Here is an 18,427-nt window from a genome sequence, read left to right on the forward strand (position 1 = left end):
ACCTTCGGGCGGCAGGAGCGCGGGCATGAAGATCGCCATCATCGGCGCCGGCATCACCGGCATGAGCTGCGCCTGGCTGCTGGCCCGCCAGGGTCACGACGTCACCCTGTTCGAACAGAACGGCTATCTGGGCGGCCATTCCAATACCGTGGACGTGCCCGGCCGCGGCGCCCATCCCCTGCCGGTGGATACGGGCTTCATCGTCTACAACGCCGCCACCTACCCCAACCTGGTCGCCCTGTTCGAGCATCTGGACGTGCCCACCCAGTCCTCCGACATGTCCTTCGCCGTGACGCTGGACGGGGGCAAGCTGGAATATTCCGGCACCAACCTGGCCGGCATGTTCGCCCAGAAGCGCAACCTGCTGTCGCCCACCTACCACCTGATGCTGCGCGACATCCTGCGCTTCTACAAGACGGCGCCGGCCCTGCTGGACCAGCCCTCGGCCGCCGCCATGACCCTGGGCGAATACCTGGTGGCGCAGCGCTACGGCCACCGCTTCATCTACGACCACCTGCTGCCCATGGGGGCGGCCATCTGGTCCTCCACCATCGGGGAGATGCTGTCCTTCCCGGTGCAGAGCTTCGTGCGCTTCTTCTGCAACCACGGCCTGCTGAAACTGAAGGACCGGCCGCAGTGGCGGACGGTGACGGGGGGCAGCCGCGCCTATGTGACCCGGCTGACACGCTCGCTGGAGGGGCGGGTGCACATGGGGCGCGCCATTTCCTCCATCCGGCGGACGGCGGGCGCCGTGCACATCCAGGATGCCCAGGGGTGGAGCGGCAGTTTCGAGCAGGTGGTGGTGGCCACCCACGCCGATCAGGCGCTGGCCCTGCTGGTCGACCCGTCGGAGGAGGAGCGCCGCGTCCTGGGCGCCTTCCGTTACCAGATGAACCGGGCGGTGCTGCACCGCGACCCGCTGCTGATGCCCCGCCGCCCCAAGGCCTGGTCAAGCTGGAACTACAGCGCCAACGGCACCCGCGACCGGGACGCCAAGGTGTCCGTCACCTACTGGATGAACCTGCTGCAAGGGGTGGACAAGCGGGTGCCACTGTTCGTCACCCTCAACCCCATCGTGGAGCCGCGCCCGTCGCTGAAGGTGCGGGAATTCATTTACGACCACCCGATGTTCGACCTGGCCGCCGCGACGGCGCAGCAGGACCTGGGGCTGATCCAGGGCGTGCGCCGTACCTGGTTCTGCGGCGCCTATTGCGGCTACGGCTTCCATGAGGATGGCCTGTCGGCCGGCCTGGCGGTGGCGGAGTCGCTGGGCGCACAGCGGCCCTGGCAGGTCACCGACGCCTCCCCCGCCGGCCGCAACGCCCGCCCCCGGGGCAGCGCGCACTTGGCGGCGGCGGGATGAAGCGGCGGGGTGAACGTCAGCCGGCCAGGAAGTCCGCGATGGCCTGCCCCAGGTCGGGCTTGGTCACGGCGCTCATGTGGTCGCCGGGGATTTCGGTGTAGCGGGCGTTGGGCAGGGCGGCGACCAGGTCGGCGGCGGAGCCGTTGTCCTGGTCCTGGGCCCCGGCAGTGACCAGGATGGGCAGGTCCAGGCCCGCCAGCACGCCCACGGGCGTGTCGACGAAGGTTTCCAGGATGTTCAGCAGGGCCACCGGGTCCCCGCCCACCGTCTTGAGGAAAGCCTCCGCCATCCATTCCGGTGTGCCGCGCTGAAAGCTGCCCAGGTTGGTCAGGATGCGGCGGAAATGCTCCCCCCGGCCGGCGGTGTGGGTCAGCCCCGCCAGTCCCATGCCGGCACAGATGGCGCGGGCCGGGGTGGCGCCACGGGCCAGCATGCGCATGGTGGTGCGCCCACCCAGGGAATAGCCCCCGAGGTCATAGTCGGTCAGCCCCAGATGCTCCACCAGGGCCAGGCCGTCATCGGCCAGCACATCGGGGGGGTAGGCCGACACCTCATGCGGCTTGGCGCTATCGCCGTGCGCCCGCAGGTCCGGCATGATGACGCGATAGCCGCGCTCGGCGATGCGGGCGGCGTGGCCGTATTTCAGCCAGTTGACGGTGGCGGTGGAGAAATAGCCGTGGATCAGCACCAGCGGCCGGCCCTGCCCCACCTCCCGATAGGCCAGGCGCTGGCCGTCATGGCCAAAGAAATACTGGACGGCGGTATCGGTCGGGGCCACGGGCATGAATCCGGCTTTGAGGAGACTGGCCCCAAAGCTATCGCCCGACCTCGACGTTTGGAATCGATTCCTGAAAGCCGGCCGTGACGGGGCGGCTGAGCGCCTTGCGCATGCCCCAGGCGGCCAATTGGGTACCGCAGCCCATGGTCATCAGGCGGGGGCCCTGGCGCTGGTATCCCATCGCTTCATAGAAGCCCACGGCGTTCATGGACGAAGTGAGGTGCAGGGCGCCGGCCCCCCGGCCCCGCGCCAAGTCCTCAATCCCCTCCAGCAAGCGGCGGCCCGTCCCTTTGGCGGCAACGGGATCGACATAAACGGCACGCACCTCCGCGCTGTACAGGGCGGCGAAGCCCACGATGCGGGCCGCCTGCTCCGCGACCAGCACATGCTCCCCCCATTCCGTCATGGCGGCGCGGTAATCCGCCGCCTCGCGCCCACCCAACAGGGCGATGAGCTGCTCGGGCGAATAATGCCCGGCGCAGAAGGCATGGACGGAGCGGATATGGACCTGACGGATGCCCTCGGCATCATCGGCCTGAGCCGGCCGGATCATCGGGGCCGGGGCGTCCGGCGGGGGTGTGCGTATGCTAGACCGATACATGCCGCCCAATTCTCATCCCACCCTTCGCCGCCCACCCTGATGGCTGCCCGGCCCTGAGGCCACCTGCCGCAAGGCTTCCGGGGTCGCGGCCATTCAAATAGAAGTGCGCCCAGCCGCCGCAAGCGCGGAAAAGCTGTGTCGATGAGAATTATGCACGGGGAAGACGCCCGAGGCGACGACGCGGATGCACCTCTTGCTATTTTCACGATAATTCCCTTTGTGTGCAAGCGGTCCGTCATCCTCCTGAAATAAGCGCTGGGGCTTCCATACCGGGCCAGGACCGTTATCCTGTCCCGGCATGACCTCCACCACGGGCAGCCCCCTTTGGACACGCCGACGCCGACCCCGACCGCCGCCTCCCCTTTGGCCCCGCTTCCTGACACCACATCCCCTGGGACCATGCCCCCGGCAGCAGTCCCCCTGCTGGACCCCGGCGAGCCGCCGGCCGTGACGGTCGTGAACCCGAACGGCGCGGCACCCGTGGTGCTGTTGTGCGAGCACGCCTCGCGCCGGGTGCCGGCGCGCCTTGCCAGCCTGGGCGTCTCGGCGGCGGATATGGAACGGCACATCGCCTGGGACATCGGGGCGGAGGCGGTCACCCAGGCCCTGGCCCGTCGGTTGAACGCGCCGGCGGTCATCGCCGGCTATTCCCGCCTGGTGGTGGACCTGAATCGCCCGCTGGACAGCCCGACGCTGATGCCGGCCGTCAGCGACGGCACCCCCATCCTGGCCAACCAGACGGTGACGGAGGCCGACCGCCAGGCGCGGCTGGACGCCCTGTTCCATCCCTTCCACGCCGCGGCCCGGGCCTGCGTGGCGGCCAAGCGCGCGGCGGGCCAGGTGCCCGCCATCATTTCCATCCACAGCTTCACGCCGGTCATGGACGGCTTCCAGCGGCCCTGGCACCTGGGCGTGCTGTGGGACCAGGACGGCCGCCTGCCCTTGCCGCTGCTGCACCTGCTGCGGACCCTGCCGGGCGTGGTGGTGGGCGACAACGTCCCCTATTCGGGGCGCGACGGCCACGGCTACACCCTCAAGACCCATTCCACCCAACCGGGCCTGCCGGGGGTGCTGATCGAGGTGCGGCAGGATCTGATCGGCGAGGCCGATGGGGTGGAGCGCTGGTCCGCCCTGCTGGCCCAAGCCCTTGGACAGTTGATCGGCCGCGCCGATATACATCACGTCCTGGCCGGCGCCTGAGCCGGCCGCATCCCTTCACCCAGAGGATATCCATGGTTCCCGAGATCGACGACGCCACCCGGGTGCAGCTTGAGGCCGCCGCCTTCCGCCGGCTGGTGGCGCATCTGCGTGAGCGCACCGACGTCCAGAACATCGACCTGATGAACCTGGCCGGCTTCTGCCGCAACTGCCTGTCCAAATGGTATCGCGCCGCCGCCGAGGAGCGGGGCGTGGCGCTGGACTATGAGGCGGCGCGGGAAATCGTCTACGGCATGCCGTATGAGGATTTCAAACGCCTGCACCAGCGCGAGGCGACGGCGGAGCAGAAGGCCGCGTTCGAGCAGAACAAGCCCAAGGACTGACGCGGCACACGGGGCTGACGCGGCCCCTGCCCGCTTTCCCGGCGCTTGCCCATCCGGGGCGGCGCAGGTAAGGTCGCGCCCTCACCATTCAGACCACCCACTTAAGATAAGAGGCATTCCCCATGTCGGACGCCCCGGTAACGGATGTTGGCGGCATCGCCGGCGAACGCCTGCGCTCCATCATTGAGCGTATCGAGCGCCTGGAAGAGGACAAGAAGGGCATCGCGGACGATATCAAGGATATCTACGCCGAAGCCAAGGGCACGGGGTTCGATACCAAGATCCTCCGCCAGATCATCCGCCTGCGGAAGATGGAAAAGAACGACCGGCAGGAGCAGGACGCCCTGCTGGAGCTCTACAAGGCCGCGCTGGGCATGGAGTGAGTTGCGCATCGGCGTTCCTTCTTTACCGAACGGAAAAGGCCGGAAACCACCTCGCCAGCCCTCTTAAGGTCATAACGCCAACCTTAAATGACGATTCATGCATCAGGTTCTTAAATCGCCTAATCATGAGAACGAAGGTGGCGAATGGCAAATCACTACTCGGATCTCAACCCGACAAAAGCGCTGATCTGGCGCATAGTCCACCATAGCAACCTATCTTGGATTTTGGATAATGGCCTGCATTGTGGCAATGGCGGCGTGCAGGCCACCAACTGGGTAAGCATTGGAAGCCCAGAACTAATTGGCAAACGCGCGAACCATCCCGTGCCGATCCCTCCTGGCGGTTTCTTAAACGACTATGTGCCATTTTACTTCACCCCGTTTTCACCAATGCTTCGCAACATCCATACCGGCTGGGGCGGCATTCGGCGGAGGCCCAATGAAGAAATAGTGATCCTCGTATCCAGCTTGCATCAGGTTGCAAGGCAGAAGCTGCCTTTCCTGTTCACCGATAGCCATGCTTACTATCAGTGGGCGAATTTCTATTCCGACTTGGCCAATCTCGATAAAATCGACTGGCCACTGCTTCAAGCCCGAGATTTCCGGCGTGATCCGGAAGATCCTGCCAAATTCGAACGGTACCAGGCGGAAGCCCTGGTTTATCGGCACTTGCCGATCAATGGGTTGCTCGGCATTGTGTGTTATACGGATAACTTGAAACGGGGCATTGAGCAGCAGATTCAGGCTCGAAGCTTGAACTTACCGGTCTATGTCCGCCCTGGCTGGTATTTCTCATGATCAAGTTCACTCAAGGCAATCTGCTAGAGGCCCGCACTGAAGCGCTGGTCAATACCGTCAACACCGTGGGTGTGATGGGTAAGGGCATAGCTTTGATGTTCAAGGAGCGTTTTGCCGAAAATTTTCGCCGCTACGCCGCAGCCTGCAAAGCCAAGGAAGTGCGTACAGGTAAAATGTTCGTGACTGAGACAAATGAGCTAGATGGCCCACGCTGGATCGTTAACTTCCCAACCAAGCAACATTGGCGAGGTGATTCGAAGATCGAATGGATCATCGGAGGGCTGCAAGACCTGCGCCGCTTCCTAATTGAGAACAAGGTCGAGTCCATTGCTATTCCGCCATTAGGCGCGGGCAATGGTGGGCTGGATTGGGCCGAGGTACGTCCGCAAATCGAAGAAGCGTTGGCTGGGCTAGACACCGAAATCCTGGTGTTTGAGCCGACCGAAAAATATCAGAACGTCGCTAAACGCACCGGCGTCGAAAAGCTCACCCCCGCCCGTGCGTTGATTGCTGAACTTGTACGTCGCTACTGGGTGCTCGGTATGGAGTGTAGCCTGCTGGAAATCCAGAAGCTGGCGTGGTTCCTTGAGCGCTCCATTGAGCATGCAGGATTGCCACCGCTGGACTTACGCTTTGCTCCGCATAAATACGGCCCCTACGCTGATCGCCTGCGCCATCTTTTGGAGGGGTTGGACGGCAGCTATCTCCACTGCGACAAGCGCATCAGCGACGCGGACCCGCTGGACGTGATCTGGTTCGACGACGGTCGCAAAAACATCGTCCAGGCCTATCTCAAGAGTGCAGCCAAAGAATACATCCCAGCGCTCGAAATCACAGCGGACCTAATCGATGGCTTTGAATCGCCCTTTGGCATGGAGCTGCTGGCCACCGTGGACTGGCTGCTGGTCAAGGACGGTGTGCAACCAACGGTGACTGCCGTGCGCGAGGGCCTGCGTCGCTGGTGCGGCGGCCACGATGCAGCTGCGCGTAAAAGCAGGCTGTTTGATGACCGAGCCCTTGGTATTGCGTTAGAACGGCTAATACCCAGCGCAATCTCCCCAACGTGAGTTCAAATGTCACGGCACCCGATGAATGTAGAGAGAGGCATTCCCCCTTATCCTTAACTTCTTGGAGAAGCTCGCCCTCAATCGAAGCGGTACGCGTCCATGGCCAGGGCGCCCAGTTGCACGCTGTCGTGCAGGCGGCGGCCGGGCTGACCCGGTGTCGCCGCGCCCACGGCGGCGAACAGGGGCAGCAGGTGCTCATCGCGCGGATGGTTCTGGCGGGCGAAGGGGGCACGGGCCCGGTAGTCGTCAAGCGCCGCGATGTCGGCGCCGCTGACCTTGTCATGGATCCAGGACTGGAACGCGGCCGCCCACGGGGCCACCTCATCCGTTCCCTCCCAGACCAGGTTGCGCAAATTATGGGTCAGGGAGCCTGACGCCATGATCAACACACCCTGGTCGCGCAAGGGCCGCAGCGCCTCCCCCAGCCGGCGGTGATGGGCGGGGCCCAGGTGCGGCTGGATGGACAGTTGCGCCACGGGGATGTCCGCCTCCGGAAACATCAGGATCAGGGGCACCCAGGCGCCGTGGTCCAGGCCGCGCGCCTCGCCGGCCGTCACCGGGATGCCGGCGGTGGCCAGGGCCGCCAGGGCGGCGCGCGCCACCTCCGGCGCGCCGGGCGCGGGATATTGCATCTCGAACAGGGCGCGGGGAAAGCCGCCGAAGTCATGGATGGTTTCAGGCTGCTGCGCCAGCGAGGCGGTGGGGGCCGCCGTCTCCCAATGCGCCGACAGCACCAGGATGGCGCGCGGTACGCCCGCCGCGCGGATGTCGCGCCCCAGATCCTGCAGGAAACGCCGCGCCTCGCTATCCTCCAACGCCAGCATGGGGGACCCGTGGGAGATAAAATAGGCGGGCTGCCGCCGTACCGGGACGGAAGCAGGGGCGGCAGGGGCGGAGACGGCAGAAGCGGCGTCGAAGGAGGCGGACGACATGGCGGGGACCTTGGGGCCAAAAGGGTGGAGAGCAGGCTTCGTTAGGTTCCAACATGGCCCCGGCCTCGTCATTTGCCAAATCACTGGTGATCAACATCATCATTCACCATAGTGATGATGGTGTTGCAGGAGGCCCCCCGCATGGATATCAGCCGCATCGACCTGAACCTCCTGCACGTCTTCGACGCCCTCTATCGTGAGCGGCAGGTGACGCGGGCGGGACGGGCGCTGGGCCTGTCGCAGTCAGCGGTCAGCAACGCGCTGGCCCGCCTGCGCCAGCAGGCCGGCGACGAACTGTTCGTCCGCACCCCCGCCGGCATGGTGCCCACCGCCGTGGCCGACGCCATGGCCGTGCCCCTGCAGGGCGCGCTCGACCAGGTGCGCGCCGCCCTGGCCGCCAGCCGCCCGTTCAAGCCCTGCGAGGCGCGGGATGAAATCACCGTGGGCCTGTCCGACCATGCGGAATTCGTGCTGGGACCGCCCCTGGTTACGGCCCTGAGGAAGGAGGCGCCCGGCCTGTCGCTGGTCCTGCGCCACGCCGACAAGGACAACGCCCTGCCCGGCCTGGAATCGGGCCTTCTGGACCTGGCCCTGGGCATGCTGCCTGAGCCGCCGGCGCACATGACACGGCAGATGCTGGTGCGTGATGGCCTGGTGGTGCTGATGCGGCCGGACCACCCGGCGCTGGACACGCCGTGGGTGCTGGACACCTATCTCGCCTATTCCCACCTGCTGGTTTCGGCCACGGCGTCCAAGGTGGGAGCGGTGGACCGTATGCTGGAAAGCCTGGGGCGGCAGCGCACCCTGGCGGTGGTGGCCTCCCATCTGCTGGTGGCGGCCCCCATGCTGCGCGATAGTGACCTGCTGTGCACGATGGCGGCACGGGTGGCGCATCCGCTGGCGGCGGCCTTCGGCCTGGCGGTGCGGCCCCTGCCGGCGGAACTGCCGGCCAGCAGCATGCGCCTGTCCATGGTCTGGCACCGCCGCCTCGACAGTCATCCCGCCCATGCCTGGCTGCGCCGCCGGGTGGCGGAAGTGGCGCGGGCGCTGCCGCCAATTCTGGGCCCTGCATGACACAGCTCCCCGGTTGACCTGTCTCATTGGCCCGGTGGCCCCGCCGATGTAGAGTGCGGACCCTGATTCGCCCCCTCCTGACTGGTGACGACGCCTTGGCCGAGCCGAACTTCTTCCTGACCGACATCTGGTATTTCGCCATGCCCGGCAGCGCCCTGGCGAAGGGCGCCATGCAGGCCGTGACCCTGCTGGGCCAGCCGGTGCTGCTGGGTCGCGCCACGGATGGCGGCGTCTTCGCCCTGCGGGATATCTGCCCCCATCGCGGCATCCCGCTGTCCTGCGGCCGGTTCGACGGCAAGGAGGTGGAGTGCTGCTATCACGGCTGGCGCTTCGACCGGCAGGGCAAGTGCACCGACATCCCCTCGCTGGTCGAGGGGCAGGACTTCGACCTGAACCGCATCCGCGTGCGCGATTACCCGGTGCGGGAGATCAGCGGCAACATCTGGATCTGGATGGGCACGGATGAGCCCGACCAGGAGCCGCCGCAGCCGCCGGGCCTGCCCACCGACAAGCAGCCCGACATGCTGATGACCATGGACTTCCCCTGCCACCTGGATCATGCGGTGGTGGGCCTCATGGACCCGGCGCATGGCCCCTTCGTCCACCAGTCCTGGTTCTGGCGCACGCCCAAATCCATCCATGCCAAGGAGAAGGCCTTCGGCCCGGCGCCCTTCGGCTTCGTCATGAAGAAGCATCGGCCGTCCAGCAACTCCCGCGCCTATGCCATCCTGGGCGGCGTGCCGGAGACGGAAATCTCCTTCCGGCTGCCCGGCGTGCGCACGGAAACCATCGAGGCCGGCCGGAACCGGGTGTGGAACCTGACGGCGGTGACGCCGCTGGATGAGAACAACACCCGCATCACCAACATGTTCTACTGGACCATGCCCTGGGCCAGCCTGCTGAAGCCGGTGTTCCGCCCCATCGCCCAGCGCTTCCTGGGGCAGGACCGCGACGCGGTGGTGATGCAGCAGCAGGGCCTGCGCCACAACCCGACCCTGATGCTGATCAAGGACGCCGATACCCAGGCGCGTTGGTATTACCAGCTGAAGAACGAGTTCCGGCGCGCCCGGGAGGAGAAGCGCCCCTTCGAAAATCCCGTGCGCGATACCGTCCTGCGCTGGCGCAGTTAACGCCCTGGCACGCTATAGTCATGCCCAGACCGCTTGCTGAAGAGGGACGGGCATGACCGCGACCGCCGCCGAATCCACCGCCGCCCTGGGCACCTTGCCCACCTGGGACCTGTCCGACCTGTACACCGGGCCCGAGTGCCCACGGCTGCGGGCGGACCTGGAGCGGGTGGAGCGCGAGGCCCAGGCCTTTTACCACCGCCATGCGGGCAAGCTGCCCGGCCTGTCGGGCAAGGAGCTGGGCCAGGCGATCGCCACGTACGAGGCGCTGGATGAGACGCTGACGCGGATCATGAGCTACGCCGGCCTGCTGTACGCCGGCGACCAAAGCGATGGCGCCATCGCCCGCTTCTATCAGTCCATGCAGGAGAAGGTGACCGCCGTCTCCGTCCACCTGCTGTTCTTCACCCTGGAACTGAACCAGCTCAGCGACAAGGCCATCGACGCCAAGCTGAAGGCGCCGGAGGCGCAGCGCTACGCCGCCTGGCTACGCGATGTCCGTATCTTCCGCCCCCACCAGCTATCGGATGAGCTGGAGCGCTTCCTGCACGAGAAGGCGGTGGTGGGCCGCAACGCCTGGACCCGCCTGTTCGACGAGACCATGGCCTCGTTACGCTTCCGAATCGATGGCCGGGACCTCACATCGGCGGAGGCCTTGAACCTGCTGTCCGCGCCGGAGGCCGAGGTTCGGCGGGCGGCGGCGGTGGAGATCGGCGCGGTCCTGGGCCGCAACATCAAGCTGTTCACCCTGATCACCAACACCCTGGCCAAGGACAAGGAGATCGAGGACAAGTGGCGCCGCTATGACCAGCCCTGGTCGGCGCGCAACCTGTCCAACCGGGTCGAGGACGCGGTGGTGGAGGCGCTGGTGGGCGCCGTCAAGGACAGTTACCCCAGCCTGTCGCACCGCTACTACAAACTGAAGGCCAAATGGTTCGGCGGCGACACGCTGGAGTATTGGGACCGCAACGCCCCCCTGCCCGACGTGGCGGAGCGCACCATCCCTTGGGACGAGGCGCGGGAGATCGTGCTGTCCTCCTACGCCCGCTTCAGCCCCGACCTGGCCGGGGTGGGACGGCAATTCTTCGATAACGCCTGGATCGACGCGGCCGTCCGGCTGGGCAAGAACCCCGGCGCCTTCGCCCACCCCACCGTGCCGAGCGCCCACCCCTACCTGCTGGTCAACTACATGGGCAAGACGCGCGATGTCATGACGCTGGCCCATGAGCTGGGCCACGGCGTGCATCAGGTGCTGGCCGGCGGCCAAGGCCATCTCCAATCCGACACGCCCCTGACCCTGGCGGAAACGGCCAGCGTGTTCGGGGAGATGCTGACCTTCCGCGGGCTGCTGGCCGCCGAGACCGACCCGGCCCGCCGCCGCGCCCTGCTGGCCGGCAAGGTGGAGGACATGCTGAACACCGTGGTGCGCCAGACGGCGTTCTATGACTTTGAGCGCCGCGTCCATGCCGAGCGGCGGCAGGGTGAGCTGTCAGAGGAGCGGCTGGGCGCAATCTGGCTGGCGGTGCAGACCGAGAGCCTGGGCCCGGCGCTGCAATTCGACACGGGTTATGCCACCTACTGGTCCTACATCCCCCACTTCATCCATTCGCCCTTCTACGTCTACGCCTACGCCTTCGGCGATTGCCTGGTGAACAGCCTCTATGCCGCGTTCGAGGAGGCGTCCGCCCACAACGGCTCCGAGGCCTTCGCGCGCCGCTATCTGGAGATGCTGGCGGCCGGCGGCACCAAGCGGCATAAGGAACTGCTGGCGCCCTTCGGCCTGGACGCCACCGACCCGGCCTTCTGGCACAAGGGTCTGGGCATGCTGAAGGGCTTCATCGATGAGCTGGAGGCGCTGGGCTGAGCGCCGCCAGTTCGACCAATTTCCGATTCGGGCCTTCCTGGCCTTGGGGCATCCTTCTGGTACGAAGAACAACAATCATGACGCACCGCATCCCCGCCCGCCTCGCCATCGCGCTGGCGGTCCTGGCTTTCAGCGCCGCCTCGGGCACGGCGCTGGCGGCCGCCCAACCCAAGCATGAACCCGCCAAGGCGGCGAAGGCCGGCAAGGCAAAAGACCTGAACGGCTGGGGCCAGGTCACCTGGGGCATGACCCACAAGCAGATCCTGGCCGCCTACCCCAAGGCGCGGGAGTTCGAGATCGGCAACGGAGGCCCCAAGGGGGGGCAGGTCCGCTATCTGTTCGGCCTGGAAAGCGTGCGCCTGGGCGGCTGCGCCTATGCCGTGGACTTCGAGATGAAGAAGAACGCGCTACGCCGCGTCACCCTCTACGGCCAGGAGGCGTCCAAGGAATGCGGCGACGGCGTGGATGCCCAGTTGGTGAAGCAGCTCGGCGCCCCCGCCGGCCGGCAAAAGGACGCCGAGTCGGCCAGCGCGGAGTGGAAGGCCGGCCACACCAAGGTCACCCTGCGCCGCGGCATGGGCAAGGCCGCCCGCAAGGTGGCACCGGTGGTGGAGTACCAGCCGAAGTAAGCCCCTCCTCCCACCGGGAATGGCAAAAGGGCGGCCCCGACGGGACCGCCCTTTTTCATTTCGCCTGAGTCACTGATCCGGGGATCAGCGCGGCCACGACATCAATGCAGCTTGCCGGGCAGCTCCTCGATGGCCGTGGCCACCATGGCGTCGCTGCGCGACTGGTCAATGGTCTGGGCCAGCAGCGATTCGGTGGCGGCCAAGGCCACGTCCACGGCCAGGCTGCGCACCTGCTGCAGGGCGGCGGCTTCGGCCTGGGCGATCTTTTCCAGGGCCTGGGCCTCGCGGCGCTTCAGCGTGGCCTCCAGATCCGCTTCCGCGTGCTGGCAGATGCGGTCAGCCTCTTCGCGGGCGGCGGCGATGATGGCGTCAGCCTCCTTCATCGCGTCACGCTGCTTCTTCTGATAGGCCGTCAGGGCCGCCTCGGCGTCCTGGCGCAGCTTCTGCGCGGTCTCGATCTCCAGCCGGATCTTCTCGGCGCGGGCGTCCAGGCCCTTGCCCAGGGCGCCAAGGCCGCCCTTCCAGATCACCAGGGCGAAGAAGACGACGAAGGCGACGCCAACCCAGAAAGTGGGATTCTGCAGATCGAACATCACGCACGCTCCTTCAGGGCGGCATCCACGGCGCCATCGACACCAGCCTGCTCGGGCGCGACACCCGCCAGCTTGGCGACGGCGGCGCTGGCGGCCTCGGCGGCGACGGTGCGGACATTGGCCAGCGCGGTCTGCTTCTGGCCCTCGATGCGGGCCTCGGCTTCCTTCTGCTTGGCGACCAGGCCGGCGACGACGTCGGCCGTGCGCTGGGCGGCGGCGGCATCGGCAGTGGCGGCGGTCTCGTTCAGCAGCTTGTGGGCGCTGGCGCGGGCCTCGGCCACCGCCTTCTCATAGGCGGCGACGATGGCGTCGGTCTCGGCCTTCAGGGCCGTGGCCTTGTCCAGGTCGCCGGAGATCTTGGCCTCACGGGCCTCCAGAACGGCGCCGACGCGCGGCAGGCCGACCTTGGCCACCAGCACGTAAAGCGTGCCGAAGGTGACGGCCAGCCAGAAAATCTGAGACGCGAACGTCTTGGTGTTCAGCTGGGGCAGACCCTTTTCGTCATGCACGCCAGCCTCGTGCTCCACGCTGTCCGTCGCGTGGGTGGCTTCTTCACCCGTCTGCGCGAACGACGGCGTGCCGCCCAGGGCCACCGTGAGCACGGCGGCGGCGGCAAGGCCCTTCAGCCACACCATGAGCCTTGGATTCACCATGAAGATCACCTTGATTGCGAGATCGCCCGGATTTGGGGCTGGCGCCAAGGCCGCACCATGAAACCTAGTCCATGGGAACGCCCAGCACCGGGCCATCGCCGGAAATCGGATCGGAACCTGCGATGAAGCGCTGCCGGAAGCCGAACCGGACATGGGATCGGGGGCGGCGGCCGGCAAACGCCAACCCCGCCCCGTCCCTGTCAATGCCGCGAAGCTCGCCCCAAAGAGGCTGCCCCGCGGGGCCGTTCCATCAACGCCCGGATATCAGGCTTAGGTGAACAGGATCAGGAAGGCGATCAGCAGCGCGAACAGCGCCACGGCTTCGGTCAGCGCGAAGCCCAGAATGCCGATCGGGAACACGGAGGCGCGGGCGGCCGGGTTACGGCCCACGGCGGCGATCAGGTTGGCGAAAATGTTGCCGATGCCGATGCCGACACCAGCCAGGGCGAACATGGCCAGACCGGCGCCGATGAACTTAGCGGCTTGCGGATCCATTATAGACTTCCTCTGTGATGGAACGGTTGAAAGGTGAAGACAGGCTCTACCGACGGACGACCGGGCTTAGTGCAGCTCGATGGCGTCGCGGATGTAGAGGCAGGTCAGGATGGTGAAGACGTACGCCTGCAGGAAGGCGACCATGATCTCAAAGCCGATCAGGGCCACGTTGATCGCCACCGGCACGGCGCCGGCCAGCCAGCCGACGGCGCCCAGGGCACCGATCATGGTGATCGTGAAGCCGGCGAAGACCTTCAGCATGGTGTGGCCCGCCATCATGTTGGCGAACAGTCGGATGGAGAGGCTGACCGGCCGCATCAGGTAGGAGATGACCTCGATGGGGATCAGGATGGGCGCCAGCGCGATGGGCGCGCCCGAGGGGAAGAAGAAGCTGAAGAAGTGGAAGCCGTGGCGGATCAGCGCCACCAGGGTCACGAACACGAACACCAGGGCCGCCAGCGTGAAGGTCACGATGATGTGGCTGGTGAAGGTGAAGGTGCCGGGGACCATGCCGATCATGTTGCCGAACAGCACGAAGGCGAAGATCGAGAACACCAGTGGGAAGTAGGGGCGCGCCTCGGCGCCCGCGTTGTCCCGCACCATGCCCGACACGAATTCGTACAGCAGCTCCGCCACCGACTGCAGCCGGCCCGGGACCAGCGCGCGCGAGGCGGTGCCGGCGACCAGCAGGCCGGTGATCAGGACGGCGGCGACCACCATGTAGAAGGAGGAATTGGTGAAGGAGACGTCGTGCCCAGCGAGATGCAGAGGAACGATCTGCTCAATGCGAAACTGATGCAGCGGATCAGTGGCCACGATTCCCCTCACCTTCATCCTTGGCGGGGGTGGAGTTGGCTCCGCCCCCTGAGTTGGCGTCCGAGCCCGGCCGCCGGTATCCCACCGCGTATCCCATGCCGTTGACGGCGCGGTATACGTTCAACATCGCGGCCGCCGACCCCAGGACGAACATAACGATCAGCCCCCAGGGCGACGTGCCCAGCCAGCGATCGATGACCAAACCGCCACCGACGCCGACCACCATCGCCGCGACCAGCTCAGCACCGATGCGAAACGCGACGCCCAAAAAACCGTTGCCCGCCTCATCCTTCCGCTGTGTCGGGGAGGAAGAGGAAGACTCGGCGCCACGTCGCGCTTCCCGCAAGCGGGCCTCAAGCTCATCCAAGGAAGGCGGGGGTGTCTGGTCCGTCAAGGTCTAAACCCCTGGAGGTATGCCCCTTCCGCCGCAATGGAGTCGTCGCCATGCGAAAGCGGCGGCACCATACGGGGCGGCCCACCCCCTGTCAAGTCGCAAAAGCACAGGATCAAGTGCATGATTCTAAAGGACTATTTTGGTGCCCCGCGCCACACGCGCAGGCGCGATGTCCCAAGCTCAGCCACCGCTCCGCCCGCCACCCTGCGTGGCGCTGCCGGCCATGCCTGGCTCCGCCCCCGGCGCCAGCACCGTCGCCTCGACGGTGAGGGGCGCCGCGGCCTTGAAGCGCAGGGTCAAATGGACGCGCTGCCCCACCACCAGCGGCTGGGTCAGGCCCATCAGCATGATATGCGGCCCATCGGGTTTCAGGGTCACCGTGCCCCCCGCCGGCAGGGCGACGCCGTCGATCAGCGGCCGCATGCGGGCGATGCCGTCCACCACCGTGATCACGTGCAGTTGGGCCATCTTGCCCACGTCGGCGTCAACGCCCACCAGCCGGTCGGCCGGCCCGGCGTTGTGCAGCGTAACGAAGGCCACGCCAGCGCGGGCGCCACGGATGGTGGGCCGCGCCCAAGCGGCGGTGGCCTGGATGGCGGGCGCCGGGGCGGGCGCCTCCTGCGCGGACGCGACGTCCGGCAGGGCCACCGACGCGATGGCGATCATCAGGGAGGCGAGAACGGAACGGACGCGGACCATATGGTTCAACCCCGGTTCAGGAGAGGGATGACGCGATGTGCCCGGGAGAGCGGGCGCGTGGCAAGCGGACGGAAGCGCCCAGCCGCCCCGGCTTACTTCCCCGCGGGGGCTTTGGCGATGGCCTCGCGGATGCCTTTCACCATGTCCTCCGCCGTGGTGCCGCGGGCGAAGATGGTGGCCAGATGGTTGTCCGGATCCATGAGGTAAACGTAGGTGGAATGATCCATGAGGTAATTGTCCGGATCGTCGCCGGCGACCTTGGCGGCATAGACCCGCCAGGCGCGCGTCGCCGCCGCCACCTGGGCGGCCGTGCCGGTCAGGCCGACCAGCCGGGGATGGAACTGCGCCACATAGTCGGACAGTTGCTGCGGCGTGTCGCGGCCGGGATCGACGCTGACGAAGATGGGCTGCACCTTGTCGCCCTCCGCGCCCAACTGATCCATGGCCTGGGTCATCACCTGCAACTCGGTGGGGCAGATGTCGGGGCAGAAGGTGTAGCCGAAGAACATCAGCCGCCAGAAGCCGGCATAGCTTTTCTCCGTCACCGTCTTGCCCGACTGGTCCACCAGGGTGAAGGGCCCGCCCACGGCCACGCCCGGGACGATCTGGCCGCCGGCGCCCGAGGCCGGGGCGGCGCCCGTGCTGCTGGCGCTGGCCGCCGGGCGCGACGAGGGCGGCGCCCCCAGCCACCAGGCGACCAGGGCCGCGAAGGCGAGGGCCGGCACCAGGGTGACCAGCAGGCGGATCAGACGTTTCTTGGCCATGGGAAATGCAGCGCCCGCGCGACGGGAGGGAATTCACTCTGGTAACTTAGCGCGCCCTGGCCCTGAAAACAAAGGCGGGCGGCACCCGCCGGCGCCGCCCGCCCGTCTCTCATGACTGTGCCAACCGCTTTACAGCACGGTCAGCATGCTGGCCACCAGCGGGTGACGAACGATGTCGCGGTCGTTCAGGCGGACCACGGCGATGCCCTCCACCGCCTCCAGCCGGCGGGCGATGTCGGCCAAACCGGACAAGCCGTTCAGCAGATCCGACTGGTCCGGATCGCCGGTCAGCACCATGGTGGAATGCCAGCCCAGGCGGGTCAGCAGCATCTTGATCTGGCCATAGGTGCAGTTCTGCGCCTCGTCGATCACCACGAAGGAGTTGTTGAGGGTGCGGCCGCGCATGAAGCCCACCGGCGCGATCTCGATGGTGCCTTCCGCCATCAGGGTGCGCAGGCGCTTGCCGCCCAGGCGGTCGTTCAACGCGTCATACAGCGGGCGCAGGAAGGGGGCCATCTTCTCGCCCATGTCGCCGGGCAGGTAGCCGATGCTCTCTCCCGCCTCGATGGCCGGGCGGGACAGGATGATGCGGTCGACACGGCCGGCCTCCAGCGCTTCCACCGCGCTGGAAATGGCGAGGTAGGTCTTGCCCGTGCCCGCCGGGCCCAGGGCCAGCGCCAGGTTGTGGGTGGCGATGGCCTCCATCAGCACCTTCTGATTGGGGCTCTGCGGCTTGACCTTGCGCACATAGCTCTGATCCCGCCGCTCCTCCACCGGGTCCCAGCCGGCGCTGGCGGGCCCCCCAGCCGAGCCATTGGCCGACCGGCCGGGCATGGCATCGGGGAAAAGCGGGCGCACCTTGTCGGAGCTGGAGCCGCCGGGGGGCACCTTCACTGGACGCTTGGCCATGTCTGTCTCCTCAGTCACACCGGATTGCGCCGCGGGAACCCCCGCGGCCTGGTTACTAGGCAGGCAGTAAACCGCGTGCCGGGCGACCCCGGGGGTTGGGACCCCGGGCGCCGGAGACCGGGCACGAAAAAACCGCATCCCCAAATCAACGGGGCATGCGGTTTGATGAGGCCCATCGCGGGGCGCCGGGCGGGCCGTCCGCATCCAAGTGCGGAAGGCCGGCGTGCGGGTCCGGGGGGCGATGGGGGCCGATCCTGGATCGATGGTTCGAGGGGCGACGGCGGCGGGGGCATCAGGGGAAGGCCCCTCCCCCGGCGTGCATGTCGTGACAAAGGCAGCGGCGCACAGTTTGGCAACACACCGTTCCGTCATTCTCGAGTGACGACCCTGGTATGCACTCTACCGCAGGTGCGAGCGTCTGTCAGCAATCCATGGGGCATACATGAAAGATTCACACCCCATATGTAGTGCCTCGTCCGGAGTGGGGGTTAGACCGAGTTGGTGGAGGGGACCAGGGTGACGGGACCCGAGTCGCCATTCCTCGTGCCCCGCGCGGCAATGCAAGGGGTGGCCTCTTTCCAGCCGGATTGCCGCGTTGCGGCGGAAACGGCCCCGTGATTCAAGACGCTGGCCCGCCGCCCTCCCCGCCCCCAGGGGGATGGGCCCCCCGAAGGTGCACTAAGACTCAATAAATATTGTGTGGGCTGGCGCTTTCCGCTCAAAATGTGGATCTGAGGATTCCCTTGACGCCCGCGCCCATCTGGTCTTGAAACGCGCCTTCGATGGGAACGGCCTGGGGTGACGTCCTGCCCGCCCCGGATCACCCGGGGCCGATGGACGTGCCACCGCATTTCGAGGACCCTCTGCCCCCTGCGGGCGATCGGTGCGCTGAGTTCGGCTTTGCCGGGGTCCTTGCCGCATTTTCGGTCGGCGTGGGCGGGTGATGG

At 66.8% G+C, this 18,427-nt stretch carries 21 protein-coding genes; 10 read left to right on the forward strand and 11 right to left on the reverse strand.

Annotated features, from left to right (window positions below):
• Positions 1–25 precede the first annotated feature (25 nt).
• Positions 26–1,363 carry an NAD(P)/FAD-dependent oxidoreductase gene (locus ULB03_RS02990; protein WP_322481816.1) on the forward strand — a complete coding sequence of 446 codons (1,338 nt, stop codon included), beginning with the start codon at positions 26–28 and terminating at the stop codon, positions 1,361–1,363.
• 16 nt (positions 1,364–1,379) lie between these two features.
• Here the strand turns inward: ULB03_RS02990 and ULB03_RS02995 are convergent, their stop codons facing one another.
• Positions 1,380–2,147: an alpha/beta fold hydrolase gene (locus ULB03_RS02995; RefSeq protein WP_322481817.1), complete on the reverse strand. Its 768-nt coding sequence runs from the start codon at positions 2,145–2,147 to the stop codon at positions 1,380–1,382.
• Positions 2,148–2,178: 31 nt separating this feature from the next.
• Positions 2,179–2,694 carry a GNAT family N-acetyltransferase gene (locus ULB03_RS03000; protein ID WP_322481818.1) on the reverse strand — a complete coding sequence of 172 codons (516 nt, stop codon included), beginning with the start codon at positions 2,692–2,694 and terminating at the stop codon, positions 2,179–2,181.
• 447 nt (positions 2,695–3,141) lie between these two features.
• On the opposite strand from ULB03_RS03000, the gene ULB03_RS03005 reads away from it, so the two are divergent.
• The 5 genes from ULB03_RS03005 (at position 3,142) to darG (ending at position 6,531) form a co-directional block, all read left to right on the forward strand.
• Positions 3,142–3,942: an N-formylglutamate amidohydrolase gene (locus tag ULB03_RS03005; protein WP_322481819.1), complete on the forward strand. Its 801-nt coding sequence runs from the start codon at positions 3,142–3,144 to the stop codon at positions 3,940–3,942.
• Positions 3,943–3,974: 32 nt separating this feature from the next.
• Positions 3,975–4,283 (forward strand): DUF1244 domain-containing protein, encoded by a 309-nt coding sequence (locus tag ULB03_RS03010; protein ID WP_322481820.1) that lies wholly within the window; start codon positions 3,975–3,977, stop codon positions 4,281–4,283.
• Between the two features lie 122 nt (positions 4,284–4,405).
• The gene (locus ULB03_RS03015) at positions 4,406–4,666 is read left to right on the forward strand and encodes a DUF2312 domain-containing protein (RefSeq protein ID WP_145736021.1); all 261 of its coding nucleotides are present in this window, start codon (positions 4,406–4,408) and stop codon (positions 4,664–4,666) included.
• Positions 4,667–4,810: 144 nt separating this feature from the next.
• Entirely contained in the window at positions 4,811–5,464 is a 654-nt protein-coding gene (gene darT / locus ULB03_RS03020) for a type II toxin-antitoxin system toxin DNA ADP-ribosyl transferase DarT (protein WP_322481821.1), read from the forward strand.
• Positions 5,461–6,531 (forward strand): type II toxin-antitoxin system antitoxin DNA ADP-ribosyl glycohydrolase DarG, encoded by a 1,071-nt coding sequence (gene darG, locus ULB03_RS03025; RefSeq protein ID WP_322481822.1) that lies wholly within the window; start codon positions 5,461–5,463, stop codon positions 6,529–6,531. The genes darT and darG overlap by 4 nt, the downstream gene beginning before the upstream one ends.
• Before the next feature lie 77 nt (positions 6,532–6,608).
• Here the strand turns inward: darG and ULB03_RS03030 are convergent, their stop codons facing one another.
• The gene (locus ULB03_RS03030; protein WP_322481823.1) at positions 6,609–7,463 is read right to left on the reverse strand and encodes a DODA-type extradiol aromatic ring-opening family dioxygenase; all 855 of its coding nucleotides are present in this window, start codon (positions 7,461–7,463) and stop codon (positions 6,609–6,611) included.
• Positions 7,464–7,604: 141 nt separating this feature from the next.
• Here ULB03_RS03030 and ULB03_RS03035 point away from each other — a divergent pair, with 141 nt between their 5' ends.
• The 4 genes from ULB03_RS03035 to ULB03_RS03050 all read left to right on the forward strand — a co-directional run bounded on the left by ULB03_RS03035 (position 7,605) and on the right by ULB03_RS03050 (position 12,157).
• Entirely contained in the window at positions 7,605–8,537 is a 933-nt protein-coding gene (locus ULB03_RS03035) for a LysR family transcriptional regulator (protein WP_322481824.1), read from the forward strand.
• 95 nt (positions 8,538–8,632) lie between these two features.
• Positions 8,633–9,667 carry an aromatic ring-hydroxylating dioxygenase subunit alpha gene (locus ULB03_RS03040; protein WP_322481825.1) on the forward strand — a complete coding sequence of 345 codons (1,035 nt, stop codon included), beginning with the start codon at positions 8,633–8,635 and terminating at the stop codon, positions 9,665–9,667.
• A gap of 52 nt (positions 9,668–9,719) precedes the next feature.
• Entirely contained in the window at positions 9,720–11,528 is a 1,809-nt protein-coding gene (locus tag ULB03_RS03045; RefSeq protein WP_322481826.1) for a M3 family oligoendopeptidase, read from the forward strand.
• Positions 11,529–11,605: 77 nt separating this feature from the next.
• Positions 11,606–12,157 carry a hypothetical protein gene (locus ULB03_RS03050; RefSeq protein WP_322481827.1) on the forward strand — a complete coding sequence of 184 codons (552 nt, stop codon included), beginning with the start codon at positions 11,606–11,608 and terminating at the stop codon, positions 12,155–12,157.
• 101 nt (positions 12,158–12,258) lie between these two features.
• Here ULB03_RS03050 and ULB03_RS03055 read toward each other — a convergent pair whose 3' ends face one another.
• The 8 genes from ULB03_RS03055 to ULB03_RS03090 all read right to left on the reverse strand — a co-directional run bounded on the left by ULB03_RS03055 (position 12,259) and on the right by ULB03_RS03090 (position 17,480).
• Positions 12,259–12,750 (reverse strand): F0F1 ATP synthase subunit B family protein, encoded by a 492-nt coding sequence (locus tag ULB03_RS03055; protein WP_322481828.1) that lies wholly within the window; start codon positions 12,748–12,750, stop codon positions 12,259–12,261.
• A complete protein-coding gene (locus ULB03_RS03060; protein WP_322481829.1) occupies positions 12,750–13,403 on the reverse strand; it encodes a F0F1 ATP synthase subunit B family protein in 654 nt (217 codons plus the stop codon). Before ULB03_RS03060 ends, ULB03_RS03055 begins: the two co-directional genes overlap by 1 nt.
• 270 nt (positions 13,404–13,673) lie before the next feature.
• Positions 13,674–13,898, reverse strand: coding sequence for an ATP synthase subunit C family protein (locus ULB03_RS03065; protein ID WP_145736003.1), 225 nt, complete (start codon positions 13,896–13,898; stop codon positions 13,674–13,676).
• 66 nt (positions 13,899–13,964) lie between these two features.
• On the reverse strand, positions 13,965–14,714 hold the full coding sequence (locus ULB03_RS03070; RefSeq protein WP_322481830.1) for a F0F1 ATP synthase subunit A: 750 nt from the start codon (positions 14,712–14,714) through the stop codon (positions 13,965–13,967).
• Entirely contained in the window at positions 14,704–15,108 is a 405-nt protein-coding gene (locus ULB03_RS03075) for an AtpZ/AtpI family protein (RefSeq protein WP_322481831.1), read from the reverse strand. The genes ULB03_RS03070 and ULB03_RS03075 overlap by 11 nt, the downstream gene beginning before the upstream one ends.
• A 180-nt stretch (positions 15,109–15,288) precedes the next feature.
• Positions 15,289–15,807: a copper chaperone PCu(A)C gene (locus ULB03_RS03080; RefSeq protein WP_322481832.1), complete on the reverse strand. Its 519-nt coding sequence runs from the start codon at positions 15,805–15,807 to the stop codon at positions 15,289–15,291.
• Positions 15,808–15,899: 92 nt separating this feature from the next.
• Entirely contained in the window at positions 15,900–16,571 is a 672-nt protein-coding gene (locus ULB03_RS03085; protein ID WP_322481833.1) for an SCO family protein, read from the reverse strand.
• 129 nt (positions 16,572–16,700) lie between these two features.
• Positions 16,701–17,480 carry a PhoH family protein gene (locus ULB03_RS03090; protein ID WP_416211008.1) on the reverse strand — a complete coding sequence of 260 codons (780 nt, stop codon included), beginning with the start codon at positions 17,478–17,480 and terminating at the stop codon, positions 16,701–16,703.
• Positions 17,481–18,427 lie beyond the last annotated feature (947 nt).

Source organism: Nitrospirillum goiasense, assembly GCF_034427435.1.
Classification (GTDB): domain Bacteria; phylum Pseudomonadota; class Alphaproteobacteria; order Azospirillales; family Azospirillaceae; genus Nitrospirillum.

Coding starts and splice junctions, on each gene's coding strand:
- ULB03_RS02990 (WP_322481816.1), top strand. CDS start 26: ATGAAGATCGCCATCATCGGCGCCGGCATCACCGGCATGAGCTGCGCC.
- ULB03_RS02995 (WP_322481817.1), bottom strand. CDS start 2,147: ATGCCCGTGGCCCCGACCGATACCGCCGTCCAGTATTTCTTTGGCCAT.
- ULB03_RS03000 (WP_322481818.1), bottom strand. CDS start 2,694: ATGATCCGGCCGGCTCAGGCCGATGATGCCGAGGGCATCCGTCAGGTC.
- ULB03_RS03005 (WP_322481819.1), top strand. CDS start 3,142: ATGCCCCCGGCAGCAGTCCCCCTGCTGGACCCCGGCGAGCCGCCGGCC.
- ULB03_RS03010 (WP_322481820.1), top strand. CDS start 3,975: ATGGTTCCCGAGATCGACGACGCCACCCGGGTGCAGCTTGAGGCCGCC.
- ULB03_RS03015 (WP_145736021.1), top strand. CDS start 4,406: ATGTCGGACGCCCCGGTAACGGATGTTGGCGGCATCGCCGGCGAACGC.
- darT (WP_322481821.1), top strand. CDS start 4,811: ATGGCAAATCACTACTCGGATCTCAACCCGACAAAAGCGCTGATCTGG.
- darG (WP_322481822.1), top strand. CDS start 5,461: ATGATCAAGTTCACTCAAGGCAATCTGCTAGAGGCCCGCACTGAAGCG.
- ULB03_RS03030 (WP_322481823.1), bottom strand. CDS start 7,463: ATGTCGTCCGCCTCCTTCGACGCCGCTTCTGCCGTCTCCGCCCCTGCC.
- ULB03_RS03035 (WP_322481824.1), top strand. CDS start 7,605: ATGGATATCAGCCGCATCGACCTGAACCTCCTGCACGTCTTCGACGCC.
- ULB03_RS03045 (WP_322481826.1), top strand. CDS start 9,720: ATGACCGCGACCGCCGCCGAATCCACCGCCGCCCTGGGCACCTTGCCC.
- ULB03_RS03050 (WP_322481827.1), top strand. CDS start 11,606: ATGACGCACCGCATCCCCGCCCGCCTCGCCATCGCGCTGGCGGTCCTG.
- ULB03_RS03055 (WP_322481828.1), bottom strand. CDS start 12,750: ATGTTCGATCTGCAGAATCCCACTTTCTGGGTTGGCGTCGCCTTCGTC.
- ULB03_RS03060 (WP_322481829.1), bottom strand. CDS start 13,403: ATGGTGAATCCAAGGCTCATGGTGTGGCTGAAGGGCCTTGCCGCCGCC.
- ULB03_RS03065 (WP_145736003.1), bottom strand. CDS start 13,898: ATGGATCCGCAAGCCGCTAAGTTCATCGGCGCCGGTCTGGCCATGTTC.
- ULB03_RS03080 (WP_322481832.1), bottom strand. CDS start 15,807: ATGGTCCGCGTCCGTTCCGTTCTCGCCTCCCTGATGATCGCCATCGCG.
- ULB03_RS03085 (WP_322481833.1), bottom strand. CDS start 16,571: ATGGCCAAGAAACGTCTGATCCGCCTGCTGGTCACCCTGGTGCCGGCC.
- ULB03_RS03090 (WP_416211008.1), bottom strand. CDS start 17,480: ATGGCCAAGCGTCCAGTGAAGGTGCCCCCCGGCGGCTCCAGCTCCGAC.